21 protein-coding genes are annotated in these 18356 nt (G+C 73.6%); 10 read left to right on the top strand and 11 right to left on the bottom strand.

Annotation, left to right across the window (positions count from 1 at the left end):
• Positions 1 to 36: 36 nt before the first annotated feature.
• Both JNW98_RS20575 and tyrS read left to right on the top strand, forming a co-directional pair.
• Complete coding sequence (locus tag JNW98_RS20575; RefSeq protein ID WP_223769737.1) at positions 37 to 1509, top strand: metallopeptidase TldD-related protein; 1473 nt, start codon at positions 37 to 39, stop codon at positions 1507 to 1509.
• A gap of 180 nt (positions 1510 to 1689) precedes the next feature.
• Positions 1690 to 3105: a tyrosine--tRNA ligase gene (gene tyrS / locus JNW98_RS20570; protein ID WP_223769736.1), complete on the top strand. Its 1416-nt coding sequence runs from the start codon at positions 1690 to 1692 to the stop codon at positions 3103 to 3105.
• Positions 3106 to 3350: 245 nt separating this feature from the next.
• Here tyrS and JNW98_RS20565 read toward each other — a convergent pair whose 3' ends face one another.
• The gene (locus tag JNW98_RS20565) at positions 3351 to 3629 is read right to left on the bottom strand and encodes a GlsB/YeaQ/YmgE family stress response membrane protein (protein WP_223769735.1); all 279 of its coding nucleotides are present in this window, start codon (positions 3627 to 3629) and stop codon (positions 3351 to 3353) included.
• Between the two features lie 237 nt (positions 3630 to 3866).
• On the opposite strand from JNW98_RS20565, the gene JNW98_RS20560 reads away from it, so the two are divergent.
• Both JNW98_RS20560 and JNW98_RS20555 read left to right on the top strand, forming a co-directional pair.
• The gene (locus tag JNW98_RS20560) at positions 3867 to 4229 is read left to right on the top strand and encodes a DUF3099 domain-containing protein (protein WP_223769734.1); all 363 of its coding nucleotides are present in this window, start codon (positions 3867 to 3869) and stop codon (positions 4227 to 4229) included.
• A gap of 243 nt (positions 4230 to 4472) precedes the next feature.
• Positions 4473 to 4694 (top strand): hypothetical protein, encoded by a 222-nt coding sequence (locus JNW98_RS20555; protein ID WP_223769733.1) that lies wholly within the window; start codon positions 4473 to 4475, stop codon positions 4692 to 4694.
• Between the two features lie 36 nt (positions 4695 to 4730).
• Here JNW98_RS20555 and moaA read toward each other — a convergent pair whose 3' ends face one another.
• The 3 genes from moaA to JNW98_RS20540 form a co-directional block, all read right to left on the bottom strand.
• Positions 4731 to 5738 (bottom strand): GTP 3',8-cyclase MoaA, encoded by a 1008-nt coding sequence (gene moaA, locus JNW98_RS20550; protein WP_223769732.1) that lies wholly within the window; start codon positions 5736 to 5738, stop codon positions 4731 to 4733.
• A 155-nt stretch (positions 5739 to 5893) separates the two neighbouring features.
• Complete coding sequence (locus JNW98_RS20545; protein WP_223769731.1) at positions 5894 to 7531, bottom strand: monocarboxylic acid transporter; 1638 nt, start codon at positions 7529 to 7531, stop codon at positions 5894 to 5896.
• Positions 7528 to 7917, bottom strand: coding sequence for a DUF485 domain-containing protein (locus tag JNW98_RS20540; protein WP_372459288.1), 390 nt, complete (start codon positions 7915 to 7917; stop codon positions 7528 to 7530). The genes JNW98_RS20545 and JNW98_RS20540 overlap by 4 nt, the downstream gene beginning before the upstream one ends.
• 238 nt (positions 7918 to 8155) lie before the next feature.
• On the opposite strand from JNW98_RS20540, the gene JNW98_RS36225 reads away from it, so the two are divergent.
• Together JNW98_RS36225 and JNW98_RS20535 are read left to right on the top strand one after the other, a co-directional pair.
• Positions 8156 to 8284: a hypothetical protein gene (locus JNW98_RS36225; RefSeq protein WP_263421014.1), complete on the top strand. Its 129-nt coding sequence runs from the start codon at positions 8156 to 8158 to the stop codon at positions 8282 to 8284.
• A 232-nt stretch (positions 8285 to 8516) separates the two neighbouring features.
• On the top strand, positions 8517 to 10043 hold the full coding sequence (locus JNW98_RS20535) for a S8 family serine peptidase (protein WP_223769730.1): 1527 nt from the start codon (positions 8517 to 8519) through the stop codon (positions 10041 to 10043).
• Here the strand turns inward: JNW98_RS20535 and JNW98_RS20530 are convergent.
• Positions 10004 to 10735, bottom strand: a complete 732-nt coding sequence (locus JNW98_RS20530; RefSeq protein WP_223769729.1) for a lysoplasmalogenase — start codon at positions 10733 to 10735, stop codon at positions 10004 to 10006. The two genes, JNW98_RS20535 and JNW98_RS20530, sit on opposite strands and share 40 nt — an antisense overlap.
• Complete coding sequence (locus JNW98_RS20525; protein WP_223769728.1) at positions 10732 to 11625, bottom strand: sterol desaturase family protein; 894 nt, start codon at positions 11623 to 11625, stop codon at positions 10732 to 10734. Before JNW98_RS20525 ends, JNW98_RS20530 begins: the two co-directional genes overlap by 4 nt.
• A gap of 185 nt (positions 11626 to 11810) precedes the next feature.
• Between JNW98_RS20525 and JNW98_RS20520 the strand changes: the two genes are divergently transcribed.
• The 3 genes from JNW98_RS20520 to JNW98_RS20510 are packed head-to-tail and all read left to right on the top strand — an operon-like array spanning position 11811 to position 14509.
• A complete protein-coding gene (locus tag JNW98_RS20520; RefSeq protein WP_223769727.1) occupies positions 11811 to 12848 on the top strand; it encodes a DEDDh family exonuclease in 1038 nt (345 codons plus the stop codon).
• A gap of 35 nt (positions 12849 to 12883) precedes the next feature.
• Positions 12884 to 13714, top strand: a complete 831-nt coding sequence (locus JNW98_RS20515) for an SURF1 family cytochrome oxidase biogenesis protein (RefSeq protein WP_223769726.1) — start codon at positions 12884 to 12886, stop codon at positions 13712 to 13714.
• Positions 13715 to 13753: 39 nt separating this feature from the next.
• The gene (locus JNW98_RS20510) at positions 13754 to 14509 is read left to right on the top strand and encodes an SDR family oxidoreductase (RefSeq protein WP_223769725.1); all 756 of its coding nucleotides are present in this window, start codon (positions 13754 to 13756) and stop codon (positions 14507 to 14509) included.
• Between the two features lie 509 nt (positions 14510 to 15018).
• Here the strand turns inward: JNW98_RS20510 and amaP are convergent.
• Genes amaP through JNW98_RS20485 form a run of 5 tightly spaced genes read right to left on the bottom strand, consistent with a single transcriptional unit; the run spans position 15019 to position 17377 of the window.
• Entirely contained in the window at positions 15019 to 15615 is a 597-nt protein-coding gene (gene amaP, locus JNW98_RS20505; protein WP_223769724.1) for an alkaline shock response membrane anchor protein AmaP, read from the bottom strand.
• Positions 15616 to 15622: 7 nt separating this feature from the next.
• Positions 15623 to 16246 (bottom strand): DUF6286 domain-containing protein, encoded by a 624-nt coding sequence (locus JNW98_RS20500; protein WP_223769723.1) that lies wholly within the window; start codon positions 16244 to 16246, stop codon positions 15623 to 15625.
• Positions 16243 to 16617, bottom strand: a complete 375-nt coding sequence (locus tag JNW98_RS20495) for an Asp23/Gls24 family envelope stress response protein (RefSeq protein WP_223769722.1) — start codon at positions 16615 to 16617, stop codon at positions 16243 to 16245. Before JNW98_RS20495 ends, JNW98_RS20500 begins: the two co-directional genes overlap by 4 nt.
• A gap of 21 nt (positions 16618 to 16638) precedes the next feature.
• Positions 16639 to 16848, bottom strand: a complete 210-nt coding sequence (locus tag JNW98_RS20490; RefSeq protein WP_223769721.1) for a hypothetical protein — start codon at positions 16846 to 16848, stop codon at positions 16639 to 16641.
• 58 nt (positions 16849 to 16906) lie between these two features.
• Entirely contained in the window at positions 16907 to 17377 is a 471-nt protein-coding gene (locus JNW98_RS20485; RefSeq protein WP_223769720.1) for an Asp23/Gls24 family envelope stress response protein, read from the bottom strand.
• Between the two features lie 268 nt (positions 17378 to 17645).
• Between JNW98_RS20485 and JNW98_RS20480 the strand changes: the two genes are divergently transcribed.
• A partial coding sequence (locus JNW98_RS20480) for a hypothetical protein (protein ID WP_223769719.1) occupies positions 17646 to 18356 on the top strand: 711 nt, incomplete at its 3' end.

The following is an 18356-nucleotide window of genomic DNA, read 5'->3' as shown; positions in this document are numbered from 1 at the left end:
GTACGGAACCGGGTCGACGACGAGGGGAGCCCACACGTGACAGCACGTCGGAACAGGCCGCAGGAGCTCGTGGAGCGGGCCCTCTCGCTCTCCCGCGCGGACGGCTGCGCGGTGGTCGTCGCCGAGCGCTCGTCGGCCGATCTGCGCTGGGCGCGCAACGCGCTGACCACCAACGGCACCGCGCGCGGGCGCGCGGTGACCGTGATCGCGACCGTGGCGGGCGGGCAGGGTACGGCCGCGGGTGTGGTGTCGGGCTCGGCGGTGACGGCCGACGACGTGGAGCCGCTGGTGCGGGCCGCCGAGGAGGCCGCGCGCGGGGCGGGGCCCGCCGACGACGCGCGGCCGCTGGTGACGGGCGTGCCGCACTCCCCCGCGTTCGAGGACCCGCCGGCCGAGACGTCCGCCGCCGTCTTCGACGCGTTCGCCCCGGCCCTCGGCGAGTCCTTCGCCCGCGCCCGGGCCGAGGGCCGCGAGCTGTACGGCTACGCCCGGCACCAGACGGTCACCTCCTATCTGGGCACCTCGACGGGGCTGCGGCTGCGGCACGACCAGCCCATGGGCCGGGTGGAGCTGAACGCCAAGGACGTGCGCGATCCCCGTTCGGCGTGGTTGTCGCGGGCCACCGACGCGTTCGCGGACGTCGATCCGCGCCTGCTGGACGCGGAGCTGGCCCGGCGGCTGGCCTGGGCGGCCCGGGGCCGCAGTGAGCTGCCCGCCGGGCGGTACCCGACGCTGCTGCCGCCGACGGCCGTGGCGGATCTGTTGTGCTACCAGCAGCTGCGGGCGGACGCCCGGGACGCGGCGGAGGGCCGGACGGTGTTCGGGCGGCCGGGTGGCGGGGGCGGAAGCGGCGGTGACGGACGAGACGGTGGCGGGCCGGGCGGGCCGACGCGGGTGAGCGGTCGGACGCGGGTGGGCGAGAAGCTGTCCGGGCTGCCGCTGACGCTGCGCAGCGACCCGTCCGCCCCGGGCCTGGAGTGCGCGCCGTTCGTGCTGACGGACGGGGCGGACACCCGGCTGTCGGTCTTCGACAGCGGGCTGCCGCTGGGGGCGACGGACTGGATCCGCGACGGGGTGCTGGAGCGGCTGACCGCCGGCCGGCACACCGCCGAGCTGACGGGCCTGCCCGTCGCGCCGTACACGGACAACCTGATCCTGGAGGCGGGCGGGACCCGGTCGCTGGAGGAGATGGTGGCCGCGAGCGGGCACGACGGGCCCGAGCTGCTGCTCACCTCGCTCTGGTACATCCGCGAGGTGGACCCGGCGTCGCTGCTGGTCACCGGGCTGACGCGGGACGGCGTCCTGCTGGTGCGGGACGGTGAGGTCGTCGGCGAGGCGAACAACTTCCGGTTCAACGAGTCGCCGGTGGACCTGCTGTCCCGGGCGGTGGAGGCGGGCCGCACCGAGCGCACGGTGCCGCGCGACCTGGCCAAGGACTGCCCGCGCGCGGCGATGCCGGCGCTGCGGGTGCCCGACTTCCACATGAGCTCGGTGAGCAGGGGGGTGTGAGCGGGGAGGCAAAGGAGTGTGAGCAGGGAGGAAAGGGAGTGTGAGCGGGGACGGAGGGGCGGTAGGGACGGGGTCGTCGCGCGTGCGGCCGAATAGACTGGCGCACGACCCAACCTGTTCCGCCCCCTGTGCCCGCCGGGTGCCGGGGACCAACCGTCCGCTACAGATCTCAGGAACGCCATGACACGCCTCGGCGAATCCGTCGCCCGCGCCAGTGAGCTCCTCGCGCAGGACCTCTCCCTCGACTCGACCGTGGAGCAGCTGCTCACCGAGACCAAGGCGCGGCGTTATCTGGACCTGTCGGACCTCTCGGCGCGGGAGCAGGCGGAGCTGATCGCCGGCCGTGCGGTGGAGGTGCTGCCCGGCACCGACAAGCTGGCCGAGCGGATCGACGAGCGCCGGGCCGCCGGCAAGGGCCTGCACATCAAGCTGGGCATCGACCCGACCGCGGCCGACGTGCACCTCGGCCACACCGTGCCGATGATCGTCCTCAACCGCTTCCAGCGGATGGGCCACGACGTCTCGCTGCTGATCGGCGACTTCACCGCCAAGATCGGCGACCCGACGGGCCGGACGGCCGAGCGCCCGCCGCTGACCGACGACGACATCGAGAAGAACCTCGCGGGCTACCGCGAGCAGGTGCGGCCCTTCTTCGACTTCGAGAAGGTCCGCTTCGTCCAGAACAGCGAGTGGCTGGCCCCGTACACGTTCCCGGAGCTGCTGGGCCTGCTCAACCAGGTGCCGGTCTCGACGCTGCTGCAGCGCGAGGACTTCCGCAACCGCCTCGCCGCGGGCTCGGGCCTGACCATGTCGGAGCTGCTGTACCCGATCGCGCAGGGCCTGGACTCGGTGGCGCTGGACTGCGACGTGGAGCTGGGCGGCGCCGACCAGCTGCTCAACCTGCAGATGGGCCGCAAGCTGATGGAGCTGCGCGGGCAGCGTCCGCAGCTGGTGGTGACGATGCCGCTGATCGAGGGCACCGACGGCACCGGCGCGAAGATGTCCAAGTCCAAGGGCAACTACGTGGGTCTGACCGCGACCGCCGACGACGTCTTCGGCAAGATCATGTCGGTGCCGGACCGGCTGATGGAGCCGTACCTGAAGGCGTGGACCGAGTGGACGGACGCGGAGATCGCGCTCGCGCTCGGCCGGGTCGGGGAGCGTTCGCTGCACCCGATGGACCTGAAGAAGGTCCTGGCCGGTGAGGTCGTCGCGGCCCTGTACGGGGTCGAGGCGGCGATGGCCGCGCGCGCCGGTTTCGTCGCGCAGTTCTCGAAGAAGACCTTCACCGACGTCGGCGACCTGCCGGTGGTCGAGGTGGCCGAGCACGGCGCCGAGCCGGTCACGGCGGTGCTCAGCAAGGTGCTGGGCTTCCAGCCGAGCGCCTCGGCCGCGCGCCGGGTCGCCAAGCAGAACGGTCTGCGGCTGGTCGTCGAGACCGACGGCGGGCAGCAGGCGATCGTGCTGGCCGAGGCGGACGCGATCCGTCCGCTGGCCGAGGTGGTGCCCGAGCTGCTGTCGGGTGCCGGTCTTTCGGCGACGGGGTCCGTCTACCTGAAGACGGGCCGGCGGATCGCGGAGCTCCGCGGGCTGTAGTCACCGCCGAACGGGTGCGGGCGGGCCGGTCCTCCGGTCCGCCCGCACCCGTTCCCGGGGGCGGTGGCGTCGCGCGGAGCCCTAGGGGGTGTCTGACGGATCTCCGCGGGGAAGGAGCGGCGTCCGGTGCGTGCTCTCGGCGTGCCGGCCGGAAGCCCTCGTACTGGGCGTACGTGGGCTTTCGGCCGGTGCGGCGAGAGTGCGTGCCGGACGCCGCGACGCCGCGGAGATCCGTCAGACACCCCCTAGGTCCGCGCTCCCCGCCTGCCCCGCGTCCCGGCCCAGAGCCGGTCTCCGATGGCGACGACGATGACGGCGCCGACCAGCTGGAGCAGGTGCCGGATCCAGTCGATGCCGCTGGTGTGGTGGACGCCCAGCCCGGTGGCCGCCCAGTTGCCCAGCAGGGAGCCGATCATGCCGCAGATGATCGTCAACCAGATGGGGATCGCTTGCTTGCCCGGCAGGATCGCCTTGGCGATCAGGCCGAGAACGAGACCGACGATGATGGCCCACAACCAGTTCATGCCGCCTCCTCGTGCGACGCTGCGGAGCGTGCTCACGCCAGTGTCGGCCCGCCGCCCGTCCGGCGCACGTCGAAGCCTTCCGCACGCCGTCCCCCGCACGTCGAGCGCCGTCCCGGCGGCGAATCCGGAGCCGCCCCGCCCTCGTCCCGGCGGAGGCCGCGGCGTAACGTTGAGTACACACCGGTACGAGGAACGGTTCGCACCGGAGGCAGTGAGGCGAATCGGGTGGTGGATGTGATGCGGAAGCGCGGGCAGACGGAGACCTTCCGGATCACCGGGGCCCGCCAGGGACTGAACGAGGACGTGCGTGGGCGGCAGCGCCGCTACGTGATCTCGATGGGGATCCGGACGCTCTCCGTCATCCTGACCGTGGTGCTCTGGAACGTGGAGCGTTACGTCGCGATCGGCACGCTGGTGCTGGGCGCACTGCTGCCGTACATCGCGGTCGTCATCGCCAACGCGGGCCGGGAGAACGCCCCTTCGCTCCCCGGGACGTTCATCCCCGCGCCGACGCGGCCGGCGCTGCCGCACGGACCCGCCGGAGCCGAGGAGTCCGCTGATGGGAGCGGTCGCGTGGGTCAACAGGGCGGCCAGGACTGAGGCTTGGCGCCCGTGCCCGATAAGGGCAAGCTCAGGAAAAGCTCAAATCAATCATGTCTTTCGGTGCCCTTCAGGGGGCTCTCCGTGACATACTTCGTAGGCGCTCCGCATCCCCCGTCGGAGCGAATGATCGATGCCGGGCGGCTTCCCCCGTGGCTGCCCGGCATCGTCGTGTCCGGACGCCCGCGGGACGTGCCGAGGTCAGCGGCCTGGGCGTTCCCCGGGGTTCCGTAGAGTTGACGCGTGAACTTCCCTGAGACCGCTCCGATCTGCTCCGCCAAGGGCTGCCGCGCTCCCGCGGTGTGGGTGCTGGCGTGGAACAACCCCAAGCTGCACACCCCCGAGCGCCGCAAGACCTGGCTGGCCTGCGACGAGCACCGTGAGCACCTGGCGAACTTCCTGGGGCTGCGCGGGTTCCTCAAGGACGTGGTGCGGTTCGAGGAGTGGGAGGCCCGGGAGGGCTGAGCACCGGCTCCTGATGGGCACCGGCTCCTGAAAGCGTCAGCCGCCGATCGCGGACATCGGGCGGCGCGGCTGGAGGAACGCCGGGTCGTCGAGGCCCGAGCCCGCCTTCTTGCCGCGCATGGCCCGCCGCCACAGCGCGGCGATCTCCTCGTCGCCGGCCCCCGAGCGCAGGGCGCCCCGCAGGTCCGTCTCCTCGGTGGCGAACAGGCAGGTGCGCACCTGGCCGTCGGCGGTGAGCCGGGTGCGGTCGCAGGCCGCGCAGAACGGGCGGGTGACGGAGCCGATGACGCCGACCCGGGCCGGGCCGCCGTCGACGAGCCAGCGCTCGGCGGGCGCGGAGCCGCGCTCGGGGCCGGGCTCGGGGGTGAGGTCGAAGCGGGTGCGCAGGCTCGTCAGGATGTCGCCCGCGGTGATCATCCGCTCGCGGCGCCAGCCGTGCTGGGCGTCCAGCGGCATCTGTTCGATGAAGCGCAGTTCGTAGCCGTTCTCGACGGCCCAGGCGAGCAGGTCGGGGGCCTCGTCCTCGTTGAGCCCCGGCATCAGCACGGTGTTGACCTTGACGGGTTCGAGGCCGGCGGCGCGGGCGGCGGCGAGGCCGTCGAGGACGTCCTGGTGGCGCCGGCGCCGGGTGAGGGCGGCGAAGGCGTCGGGGCGCAGGGTGTCGAGGGAGACGTTGACGCGGTCCAGTCCTGCCGCCTTGAGGGCGTCGGCGCTCCGGGCGAGGCCGATGCCGTTGGTGGTGAGCGACAGCCGGGGGCGGGCCCCGTCGGCCCCGTCGGCACGGAGGGCGGCGCAGCGCTCGACGATGTCCACCAGGCCGCGGCGGAGCAGCGGTTCGCCGCCGGTGAAGCGGACTTCGGTGACGCCGAGCAGGGTGACGGCGATCCGCACCAGGCGGACGGTCTCGTCGTCGGTGAGCAGCTCGGGCTTGGCGAGCCAGGCGAGGCCCTCTTCGGGCATGCAGTAGGTGCAGCGCAGGTTGCACCGGTCGGTCAGGGAGACCCGCAGGTCGGTGGCGACGCGGCCGTAGGTGTCGATGAGCACGGCGCTGCCCCTCCCGCTGATGGCCGGTGATTCCCGTTGATCGCTTGTGGTGCCGATCCCCGCAGCGTACGCGATGCCCCCTGAGCACCGACAGTTCCGGGACCGCCGGTGCTCGGGGGACGCTCAAGGGCGTACGGATCAGCGCGCGATACGAATCAGTGCGCGCCGTAGCCGGTGAGCGAGCGGACCTCCAGTTCGGCGTACTTCTTCGGGTCGGCGGCCTCGCGGGAGAGCAGCGAGCCCAGCCAGCCGAGCAGGAAGCCGAGCGGGATGGAGACCAGGCCGGGGTTGCCGAGCGGGAACCAGTCGAAGCTCATGCCGGGGAAGAGGGCCTTCTCGTTGCCGGAGACGACCGGCGAGAAGATCACCAGGGTGACGGAGCTGACGAGTCCGCCGTAGATCGACCACAGGGCGCCCCGGGTGGTGAAGCGCTTCCAGAACAGGCTGTAGAGGATCGTCGGCAGGTTGGCCGAGGCGGCGACGGCGAAGGCGAGGGCGACGAGGGCGGCGGCGTTGAGCCGGTGGGCGAAGATGCCCAGCGCGATGGAGATGCCGCCGATCACCACGGCCGCGATCTTGGCGGTGAGCAGCTCCTCCTTCTCGCTCGTCCGCCCCTTGCGGATCACGTTGGCCCACAGGTCGTGGGCGAACGAGGCGGAGGAGGCGAGGGTGAGGCCCGCGACCACCGCGAGGATGGTGGCGAAGGCGACGGCCGAGATGACCGCGAGCAGGATGGCGCCGCCGGTGGAGCCGGCACCTCCGCCGACCTCCTCGGCGAGCAGCGGCGCGGCGGTGTTGCCGGACTCGTTCGAGGCGATGATCGTCTTGGAGCCGACCAGGGCGGCGGCGCCGAAGCCCAGCGCGATGGTCATCAGGTAGAACGCGCCGATGATGCCGATGGCCCAGTTCACCGACTTCCGGGCGGCCTTGGCGGTGGGCACGGTGTAGAAGCGGATCAGGATGTGCGGCAGGCCGGCCGTGCCCAGGACGAGCGCGATGCCCAGCGAGATGAAGTTGAGCTTGGACGTGCCGTCCTTGCCGTACTGGAGTCCGGGTTCCAGGAACGCCTTGCCCTTGCCGCTCTTGTCGGCCGCGGCGCCGAGCAGCTGGGAGAGGTTCCAGTCGAACTTGTTCAACACCAGGATGGTGATCAGCAGGGTGCCCGCGATGAGCAGGACCGCCTTGACGATCTGCACCCAGGTGGTGCCCTTCATGCCGCCGATCGTCACGTACAGCACCATGACCAGCCCGACCAGGGCGATGATCCAGCGCCGCGACCCCTCGCCGCTCGCACCCAGCAGCAGGGCCACGAGGGCGCCCGCGCCGACCATCTGGGCCAGCAGGTAGAAGATCGACACGACGATGGTGGAGGTGCCCGCGGCGGTGCGCACCGGCCGCTGCCTCAGCCGGTGGGCGAGGACGTCGGCCATGGTGAAGCGGCCGGAGTTGCGCAGCGGCTCGGCGACGAGCAGCAGGGCGACCAGCCAGGCGACGAGGAAGCCGATGGAGTACAGGAAGCCGTCGTAGCCGAAGAGGGCGATGGCGCCGGCGATGCCGAGGAACGAGGCGGCGGACATGTAGTCGCCGGAGATCGCGAGGCCGTTCTGGAAGCCGGTGAAGGAGCGGCCGCCGGCGTAGAAGTCGTCGGCGCCCTTGGTCTGCCGGCCGGCCCAGACGGTGATGCCCAGGGTGATGGCGACGAAGACCGAGAACAGGGTGATGATCAGAGTGCGGTGCTCCCCCGCGCCGCTCGCGGCGGCGAGCAGGGGCGCGGCGGTCGGTGCGCCGGTCATTCGGCGGCCTCCATACGGGCCTTGAGGGCTTCCGCCTTGGGGTCGATACGGGCCGCGGCGTGCCGCGCGTACCACCAGGCGATGAGGAAGGTGGTGACGAACTGGGCGAGGCCGAGGACGAGGGCGACGTTGACGTGCCCGGCCACGGTGGTGCCCATGAAGTCGCCGGCGTAGTTGGACAGCAGGACGTAGAGCAGGTACCAGCCGATGAAGGCGACGGTCAGCGGGAAGGCGAAGGAGCGGTGCGCCCGGCGCAGTTCGCCGAACTCCGCGCTCTCCTGGACGGCGGTGAAGCGGTCGGGCTGACCGGGGATGCCGGGATGGGCGGGTGTGCCCTCCGGGTGTGCTGTGGTGGGTGGGGTCTCCGCGACCTCTTCTGAGTCCACGGCCTCTCCTGACGGTGGGGTTGGGGGGTGCGCTTGATGACCGATATCCGATGGACTGTGATTCGGATCACGCATCGTAGAGGGACACCGCAGTATGCGACAGGGGGAGGACGTCGCACGACGCAGCGCGGCCGGTCGGCGCAATACCCGCCGCCCGCCGCCTCGTTGACCTGGCGTGAGCACCGAGTCGCCGCCTCCGCCGCAGTCCCCCGGTCGACGCCCGTTCGGAATCATCAGGTTGACGTCCCCCGTACCGGCCGCCCCCGCCGCCCGGCCGGCCGTCGTTCCCACCGCGGGCCGCTGGTACGGGCCGCGGGTGCCGCTGCCCCTGCTGAGCATCGAGGCCCTGCGCGGGGGCGGCGGCTGAGCCGGCGCGGTCCGGGCAGGGCTCCGGCGAAGTGTCGGCACCCGGGCGAGAGCGGACGGACTGTCCCCTTCCCCTGGCTTGCGGCGGGTTCCCTTGGCTTGCGGCGGGCATGTGACGTTTTTTCTTGGGGAATTCATTGCTCAGCGCGCATGATCGGCGCTAGCTTCACTCGTCATGTACCCGTCCGGCACGCCTGGTGCCCGGACGGCTCCCCGGATGATGTGGAGTTCCCATGGCTCATCTGCGCCCGAGACGCCGCCACGCCGCTCTCGCCTTCCCCGTCGGCCTGGCCCTGACGGCGTCGATCGGCTTCCTGCCGGGCACCGCCACGGCCGCCGCGCCGGCCGCGAAGGCCCCGCAGGCCAAGGTGCGGACGGACGGCCCGCTGCTGTCGTACGTGGTCAACACCGGCACCGAGCGGGCCACGCTCGCCCAGGTGAAGAAGGCCGTCGGCAGCAACGGCGGCAGCATCGTGGAGTCGTACGACAAGATCGGCGTCATCGTCGCGCACTCCAAGAACCCCGACTTCGCCAAGGCGCTGCGCGCGGTGCCCGGCGTGGAGTCGGCGGGAGCCACCCGGACCGCCCCCATCACCCCGGCCGCCACGACGGACGTCGGCAAGCCCGAGAAGCTGAAGCTGTCGAAGTCCCACGCGCTGGCCGCCGCCAAGGCCGCCAAGCCGGGCAAGGAGCCGCTGGAGAGCCTCCAGTGGGACATGTCCGCCATCGGGGCCGACAAGGCCTCGAAGATCAACCCGGGCAGCCGCAAGGTCACCGTCGGCGTCATCGACACGGGCGTCGACGACACCCACCCCGACCTCGCCCCGAACTTCTCCCGCTCCCAGTCGGCCAGCTGCGTCACCGGCAAGGCAGACACCAGCGCGGGCGCCTGGCGGCCGTACAACCCCAAGGAGGACTACCACGGGACGCACGTCGCCGGCACCATAGCCGCGGCGCGCAACGGGATAGGCGTCACGGGCGTCGCCCCGAACACCAAGGTCTCCGCCATCAAGGTGAGCACCAAGAACGGCAGCTTCTTCTACGCGGAGAGCGTCGTCTGCGCCTTCGTCTTCGCCGCCGACCACGGCATAGCGGTGACGAACAACAGCTACTACGTCGACCCGTGGATGTTCAACTGCGCGAACGACGCGGACCAGAAGGCGATAGCCGACGCGGTCGGCCGCGCCACCGCGTACGCCGACCGCAAGGGCGTCGTCAACGTCGCCTCCGCGGGCAACTCCAACTTCGACCTCGGCTCGAAGAAGATCACGGACAAGTCGAGCCCCAACGACACCAAGCCCGGCTCGCGTGACATCGACCCGTCCACCTGCCTGGACGTCCCGGCCCAGCTGCCCGGCGTGGTCACCGTGTCGGCGACCGGCGTCAACTCGCTGAAGTCGTACTACTCCAACTACGGCCAGAACGCCATCGACGTCGCGGCCCCCGGCGGCGACGTCCGCCAGGTGCCGGACGCGCCCGCCAAGGACGGCCGGATCCTGTCCACCATGCCGGGCGGCGACTACGCCTACCTGCAGGGCACCTCGATGGCCGGCCCGCACGTGGCCGGTGTGGCGGCGCTGCTGAAGGCGACGCACCCCAAGTCCAACGCGGCCGAGATCCAGTGGATCCTCAAGGCCCAGGCGAAGAACCCGGGCTGCCCGGTCAACGCCCCTGCGGACGCTCCCTGCGTCGGCACCAAGAACATCAACAGCCACTACGGCTACGGCATCGTCGACGCCCTGGCGGCCGTGAAGAAGTGACGCGCGGCTGACGCGTGCGGGGGGCCCGGCCGCTGCCGGGCCCCCTCTGCGTCGTCTGCGGCGGCCTTCAGCACGCCCTCCGCCAGCAGGTACTGCGCGCCCAGGTAGGTCAGCATGATCCAGAACTGGGGTACGGGCGGCTGCGGCCGGCCGGCGAGACCGGCCGCGATGAGGGTGTCCGAGAGCAGGAAGAGCGCACCGCCGGCCGCCGCCCGCCGCCGGGTCCGGACGGCGCCGTACGCCGTCGCCGTCAGCAGCAGCCCGTACAGCGCGACGGGCGGCCGTAGGCCGGCCGGCAGGCCCGGCCAGAGGAGGGCGGTCGTGCCGGCCCAGGCGGCGGCGTAACCGGCGGCGAGGCGGCGGCTCGTGGGCCGGTCTCCGTGCCGGGCGAACAGGGCGAGGTAGCAGCCGTGCCCGGCCGCGAAGGCGCCCATGCCCAGCAGGAAGGGGAGTTCCCCGGAGAGCTGGAGCAGGGTGTCGCCGGCGCAGCCGCACAGCAGGGCGAGGGCGAGCGTCCGGGGGCCGCCGCGCCGGAGCACGTACTCGGCGAGCAGCGGCATCAGGACCGGCTTGGTGGCGCGGGCGACGGGCGCGGCGCCGCCGGCGAGCGCCCCCAGGTGGACGCCCGCGGCGGCGGCGAAGGCGAGCGCCGGTCCGCGCGACGGCCGGAAGCGTCCGCGGAAGGCCCTCATCCGACGCTCTCCGGTGCCGCCGTCTGCTCGGCTTTGGTACGGAGCGGTGGCGCCGCCGGCGGGCGCGGCTGCCAGCCCGGGCCGCGGAAGATCCGCCCGGCCCGTTCCCGCCAGCTCCGGGCGGCGCGGAGGTCACGGGCGATGGCGGCGTACTCGTGGGTGGCGACCCGGAGCGGGTTGTAGGTGTGGATGTTCTTCGTCAGCCCGTAGACCGGCCGTTCGGCCTCGGCGACGAAGGAGCCGAAGAGGCGGTCCCAGACGATGAGGATCCCGCCGAAGTTGCGGTCCAGGTAGCCGCCTTGCGAGGCGTGGTGGACGCGGTGGTGCGACGGGGTGTTCAGGACGTACTCGAACGGCCGGGGCAGCCTGCCGATCCGCTCGGTGTGCACCCAGAACTGGTAGACGAGGTTGACCCCGGAGCAGAAGGCCACCGCGGCCGGGTGCACGCCGGCGGCGACCATGGGGACGTAGAACGGCCAGACCGTCCAGGTCGTCCAGGGCTGGCGGAGCGCGGTGGTGAAGTTGAACTTGCGGCTGGAGTGGTGCACCACGTGGCAGGCCCAGAGGATCCTGACGACGTGGTGCCCGCGGTGCGACCAGTAGTAGAAGAAGTCCTGGGCGAGCAGCATCAGCGGCAGCGTCCACCACAGCACGGGGACCCGCAGCGGCGTGAGCTCGTAGATCGCGCTGTACACGGCCACGATCGGGATCTTCCAGAGCGCGTCGAAGACGACGCTGCCCACGCCCATGCCGATGCTGGTCGCCGCGTCCTTGGTCGCGTACCCCTCGGCCTCCTCGTCCGGATGGATCCGGTAGCTCACCACTTCGATCGCGGTGAGCACGGCGAAGGCGGGGACCGACCACAACACGACGTCCGGAAGGTGCGGCATGACGGCACCATAAGCACCCCTACGGGCGTCCCGCTAGGGGTTGTTACCGTCGGGTATTGATCGGGGTTACTCAAGGTTCGGTGAGGCGGGGCCGGGTGCGCGGCCCGGAGCGCCGCCCGGTCGCCGGAGCGTCGGGGGCGGGGGCCGGGGCCCGTTGTCAGTGGGGGCCCGTAAGCTCTGGGACCATGCTCGAAGACCGCACCGCAGCCGCATCGCCCGCCACGTGGCCGGCCGCGTATCCCGACGGATACGCGGTCGTCGACGTCGAGACCACCGGTCTCGCCCGGGACGACCGCATAGTGTCGGCCGCCGTCTACCAACTGGACGCCAGAGGCCGGGTGGAGGACACCTGGTACACGCTGGTGAACCCGCGGCGCGATCCCGGGCCGGTCTGGATCCACGGGCTCACCTCAGAAGTCCTCGCGGACGCACCGCTGTTCGAGGACGTCGCGGAGGAGTTCGCACGGCGGCTCGACGGGCGGGTGCTGGTCGCGCACAACGCGGCCTTCGACTGGTCCATGATCGCGCGCGAGTACGCCCGGGCGCGGGCCGAGGCGCCGGTGCGCCAGCGGCTGTGCACGATCGCGCTCTCCAAGGAGCTGCGGCTGCCGCTGCCCAACCACAAGCTGGAGTCGCTGGCCGCGCACTACGGGGTGGTCCAGCGGCAGGCGCACCACGCGCTCGACGACGCGCGGGTGCTGGCCGAGGCGTTCCGGCCGAGCCTGCACCTGGCGGCCGAGGCGGGGCTGCGACTGCCGCTGCTGGCCTGTCAGCCGCTGACGGAGTGGTCGGACGGGCCCGCGGCCGTCCGCTCGGCGACGGTCGGCTACCAGCCGGACCGGCGGCACGGCGGAGGACCGGCGAGCTGGCGGCCCAGCCGGCGGCGGCCCGCCTGCCCGTACCCCAACCCCGGGCGGTACGAACCGGGCAAACAGCTCATCCAGGGCATGCGGGTGGCGTTCTCCGGTGACACCTCCATCGACCGGGACCTCTTGGAGGACCGGACGACGGAGGCCGGGCTGCACGTGGCGACGAGCCTCTCCCGGCTCACCAGCCTGCTGGTCACCAACGATCCGGACGCCTACACCTCCAAGGCGGTCAAAGCCCGCCAGTTCGGGACGCCCGTGGTGGACGAGGCCGCCTTCGTCCAGCTGCTCTCGCACGTCGTCCCGGCGGGCGCGACCGGCACGGCGTCCGGCGCGCGGCGGCCCGGCACCCCGTGACAAGTCGGACGGAGCCACCAGGTACCGTCACGTAGGTGTACCGCTTCCTGCTGACCCGGCAGTGGGTGATCCTCACGCTCGTGGGGCTCGTCCTCATCCCGGTGATGATCGAATTGGGCTTCTGGCAGCTCCATCGCCATGAGCAACGGGTGGCGCGCAACAACCGCATCGAACGCACCCTCACCCGCCCGCCCGCCCCCGTCACGGAGCTCACCGCGCCCGGGCGCGAGGTGCCGGACGACAACGTCTGGCGCCGCGGCACCGCCCGGGGGCGGTACGACGCCAAGGGCGAGGTGGTGGCGCGGCTTCGCACCGACAACTCCGGCAAGTCCGGATACATGGTCATCACGCCCTTCGTCCTGGAGGACGGCAAGGCGATCCTGGTCAACCGCGGCTGGGTGCCGGCCGACGCCGGCCAGCGCGAGTTCCCCAAGGTGCCCGCGCCGCCGTCCGGCACGATCGACCTGGTCGGCCGGCTGCGGGCGGACGAGGACCCGGGCAGCTACATCCGGGACACCAAGGGGCTGCCACCCCGGACGATCATGATCATCAACAGCCGGCGGCAGGGCGAGCAGCTGCACCGCCCCATGCTGGGCGGCTACCTGGAGCTCATCTCCCCCGCGCCCGACGGCCAGCCGCAGACCATCGACGACCCCGACCACAGCAGCATCGGCAACCACATGGCGTACACCGTCCAGTGGTGGCTGTTCGCGGCGTTCGTGCCGGTCGGCTGGGTCATCCTGGTCCGCCGCGAGCACCGCGACCAGGTGGCGGCCGCCGCGAAGAAGGCGGCCGGCGCGGCGGACCCGGACCCCGAGCCGCAGCCCAAGGCGGCCGCCACGGCCGCGCCTCCCACCTCGGGCTGACCTCCTGACAACCCGTCCCCCACCCGGCACACTGGCCGCATGGATCTTGGACTCAGGGACCGGGTGTACGTACTCACCGGCGCGACCCGCGGGCTGGGCCACGCCACCGCCCGCCGGCTGGTGGCCGACGGAGCCCGCGTGGTGCTCTCCGGCCGGGACGCGGCCGCGGCGGAGGCCGCCGCCGCGGAACTCGGCCCCGGCGCGGTGGGCGTGGCCGCCGACAACGCGGACCCGGCCGCGGCCGGCCGGCTGATCGCCACCGCGCGCGAACGCTTCGGACGCTTCGACGGCGTCCTCGTCAGCGTCGGCGGCCCGCCGGCGGGCGGGTTCGCCGACAACGACGACGACCAGTGGCGGGCGGCCTTCGAGTCCGTCTTCCTCGGCGCCGTACGCCTCGCCAGGACCGCCGCCGCCGAACTGTCCGAGGGCGGCGTGATCGGCTTCGTCCTCTCCTCCTCGGTCCACGAGCCCATCACCGGCCTCACCGTCTCCAACGGCCTCCGCCCCGGCCTGGCCGGCTTCGCCAAGTCCCTCGCGACGGAGCTCGGCCCGCGCGGCATCCGCGTCGTCGGCCTGCTCCCCGGCCGCATCGACACCGACCGGGTCCGCGAACTCGACGGCCTCACCGAGGACCCGGAGGCGACCAGGACCGCCCGCGCGCAGGCGATCCCGCTGCGCCGCTACGGCACCCCGGAGGAGTTCGGCACGGTGGCGGCCTTCGCGCTGTCCCCCGCCGCCTCCTACCTCACGGGCGTCATGATCCCGGTCGACGGCGGGGCCCGGCACGGCTTCTGACCGGGTGCGGGCGCGCGGCGCGGGGCGGGGACACACGGTGGCGCGGGCGCCGCAGGGGCCACGGTGCGCGATGCGCCCCGGCCGGGAGCCGACGCCACGACCGCTGCCGCCGCCGGCACCCGGTCACTCCACCCACCGCACGACCCGGCCCACACCCCGGCCACGGACCACGGCAGGCCCCACCCTGGCCGCATCCGAACCCCCGCCCTTCCCGGCGGGGACGGGAGCCCGCGGCCGAGTCCTCGACGGCTTCCCGCCGGGGAGCCCGCCCCCAGCCGGACCGGCGGCACCCGCCAAGCGGCGGGACGTCGGCCGAAGGACACGGCGAACGGGCCGGAAGAGCGGGCCCTCGGCCGGTAGGGCGACGACGACGGCGCGGACGATCGGCCGCAGGGCGCGGCAGGGACGCGAGACGCCCCGGCGCGGGAGCCGACGCGGGGACTGCCGCCGCCGTCGGCACCCGGTCCCCCCGGCCGCGGCCGGCAGCACCCGCCACGGTCCGCCGGGCGTCAGCCCACCCGCTCCGCCCGGTGCCGTACCGCACGCAGGCGGACCTTCGCGCGCAGCCGGGGCAGGCCCGCCGAGGCACGCGCGTGGTGGAGGGCCTCGGCGTCGAGGCGGCGGAGGGCCGTCGCCGGGGCCGCGTGGGGGGCGAGGGTCAGGGTGATCCGGGCCTCGGGGCGGCCCCGGTGGCGGGTGAGGACGACGTGGGCGTGGTCGACGCCGGCCAGCGCGCCCGCCTCCGCGGTCAGCGCCTCCTCCAGCGCCCGGCCGCGCAGCCGGGCCACTTCCCCGTCGCCGCAGTCGATCACGATCTCGCGCAGCCGGCGCCGGCGCAGCTGCGCGAGCAGCCACCACAGGGCCAGCAGCACCAGGAGGGCGAGCCCGCCGAGCACCAGGGCCCACCACCCGTCGTGGTCGCGCCACCGGCGCCGGTCGGCGTCGGTGAGCAGCACGTCGTCCGGGCCGGTGAAGGGCCAGGCGGACGGCAACGAGAAGTCCCAGTGCAGCGGCAGGTCGAGGGCGCCGACGAGCACGGCGGCGCCGAGGGCCACGAGCAGGATCCCGGTCAGGGCCAGCAGCACCCGGTTGACGGTCCTCAGCACCGTACGCTCACCGCCTCGCCGGCCGGCGCACCCGGACCGAGAGGACGGGACGCCGGGCGAGGCCCAACTCCCGTACGCCCTCGGCCAGGACGCCGTCCACGTCGGTACGGACCTCGTCCAGGTCCCGGAAGTGCGCCTGGGCCCGGGCCCGGACGGCGAGCCGCCCGACGTCGACCCGTACGGACTGCACGCCCGGCACTTCCATCACCCGGTCCCTGAGCACCAGCGCGGCCGCCCTGCGGTCGAGCCCGGCCCGCAGGTCGGGGGTCTCGCGGCGCATCGGCAGCACCGCCCGCCGGCCGGGCGTCACCGCCAGGACGATCAGCCAGACGCCGGCCAGCAGGGCGAGCGCGGCGCCCGTCACGATCCAGCCGTTGTCGAGGTGCCGGTGGGCGAGTTCCCGGGCGAGCCGGCGGCGCCAGCCCATGGCCGGGTGACCCGCGCGGACGGCGGCCACGTCGTAGAGGAAGAACCCCGCCAGGGCCAGGACGGCGAGGGCGACCAGGGCCGCGGGCAGCCGGCGGGCGGACCAGAACCGCCCGGCGCGGCCGATGTCCACTCGTTCCGTGCCCTCGGGAGGCTCGGGAGGTTCCACCGGTTCCGGCCCGGCGGCGGGCGTCGGCTCGCTCATCTGACCCGCTCCACCGCGCCGCGCTCCATGTGCGGCGAGTGCAGCCGCTCCACCGTGACCACGACCTCCGGCACCTCCATGCCCGCCAGCGTCCGTACCCGCTCGGCGATCCGCCGCCGGACCGCGCGGCAGTGCGCCCCGAGGTCCGCCGGGTAGCCGAGTTCGACCGAGACGCGGACCCGCGCCGTGTCCTCGTGGACGGTCACGGACGCGTACGGGGGCGTGCGCCCGCCGTCCGCGCCGCCGCCCGCTCCCGTACCCCCGCCGGGCCCGCCCGGCTCCCCGTCGAGCGCCTCGCGCGCGGCCTGTGCCGCGATCTTCGCGACGACGCGGTCGGCGATCCGGGTCGCCCCGCGTGCGGCCGGTTCCACGGCCCGCCCTCCCGGCACCGCCTACCTCCGCCGGCCGTCGTGCTCGCGGTCGCGGTCGCGGTCGCGCGGCCGGAGGAAGTCGCCGAGCTCCAGGTCCCCCTCCAGGAACCGGCCCACGACGAACCCGACGACGCCCAGCGCCGCCACCAGCAGGAAGGCACCGAAACCGCCGAAGTACCCGGCGAATCCCAGCGCCATGCCGACGATCAAGCCGACCACGGCCATGCTCATCGTGCGCTCCTCCACCAATCGGACGGGCGGGCCGGCCCCGGGGGCCGGCCGGTGTGCCTCACTGGATCCTGGGCGCCGCCGGCTCCTCGTCTTCCTCGTCCGGCAGCTTCACGTCGCTCACCGCGATGTTCACCTCGACGACCTCCAGGCCGGTCATCCGTTCCACCGCGGCGATCACGTTCTCGCGCACGGCGCGGGCCACGTCGGCGATGGCGACGCCGTAGTCGACGACGATCTCCAGGTCGAGCGCGGTCTGCACCTCGCCGACCTCGGCCTTCACCCCGCGCGTGACGGACTTGCCGCCGCCGGGGACCCGGTCGCGGACCGCGCCGAAGGTCCTGGCCAGACCACCGCCCATGGCGTGGACGCCGACCACGTCGCGGGCGGCCATTCCGGCGATCTTCTCGACGACGCCGTCGGCGATGGTGGTGCGGCCCCGGTCGGCGGGGGCCACGAACTCCTTGGCTCCGCCCTCGCGGCCGTCGGGGCCCGGCCCCTCGGCCCGGCCGCGTGCTGCGGTGTCGGTCATGGTCGTTCGCCTCGCTTCCGAAGGAATGCTTCCGAGGGGACGAGAAAAGGACGACACAAGGAGGGGCGAACGTCACCGATCCTGTGTCACCGGTCCTGTTGACACCATAGGCCCTGCTGGGGAGATCTTCGCGGCGTGCGCGACATCCCGGGCACCCGGCCGGCCGCCGTCGGCCGTTCCGCGCCGTCCGGCGCGCCGGGCGGCGCGGAATACGGCAGTCTGGTGCCTTCCGGGGACGGAAGACGGCGGTGGGACGACAGGGATGACCGTGGACACGCAGACCGGGCCGGACCGGCCGGGCGACGAAGGCAGCCATGACCACCTCGGCGGCGCGCCGGACGCCCTCGCCCGCGCCGTCCGCCGGCAGCTCGGGATCGGCGCGCTGCTGCCCCTGGGGGATCCGGCCGACGGCGCCTGGATCACCGAGGAGGCGGTCGCCGCCGTACTGCGCCGGGCGGCGCGCGGGGTGGCCGGCGTCCGCCTCGGAACCCTCCGCGTCACGGCGGCCGGCGCTCCCGCCGGTGCCGCGGAGCCCTCCGCGTTCCCCGTTCCGCCCGGCGCGCTCCCGCCGGGCCCGCTGCGCTGCGCGGCGGACCTGACCGCGGCGCTCGCCCCCGGCGCCGTCCCCCGCGAGTTCGCGCACGACGTCCCGCACGAGCCGCTGTACGAGACGGCCGACCGGCTGCGCGCCGCGCTGTGGGCGGTGTCCGAGGAACGGCTGGGGCTGGAGTGGGCGGCGATCGACCTGAGGGTGACGGACGTGCTGCCCGGCCTGCCGACGGACCAGCACCGCCTGCCGCCGGAACGGCCCCGGGAGCCGGAAGGAGCCGGGCCGGCTTCCGGCACCGCGCCGACGGACCCCGTACGGGCCGCCGCCCTCGCCGCCCCCGGAGTGGCCCGCGAACACCCGGTGCTCGCGGGCGGCCGCGACCCCGCCGCCCGGGTGCAGATCGCCGTCGCCGGCGGCCACCGGGCGGCC

The sequence above is a fragment of the Streptomyces huiliensis genome (assembly GCF_020037025.1).
Taxonomy (GTDB): domain Bacteria; phylum Actinomycetota; class Actinomycetes; order Streptomycetales; family Streptomycetaceae; genus Streptomyces; species Streptomyces huiliensis.
This window is presented reverse-complemented; position numbering and strand designations above follow the sequence as displayed.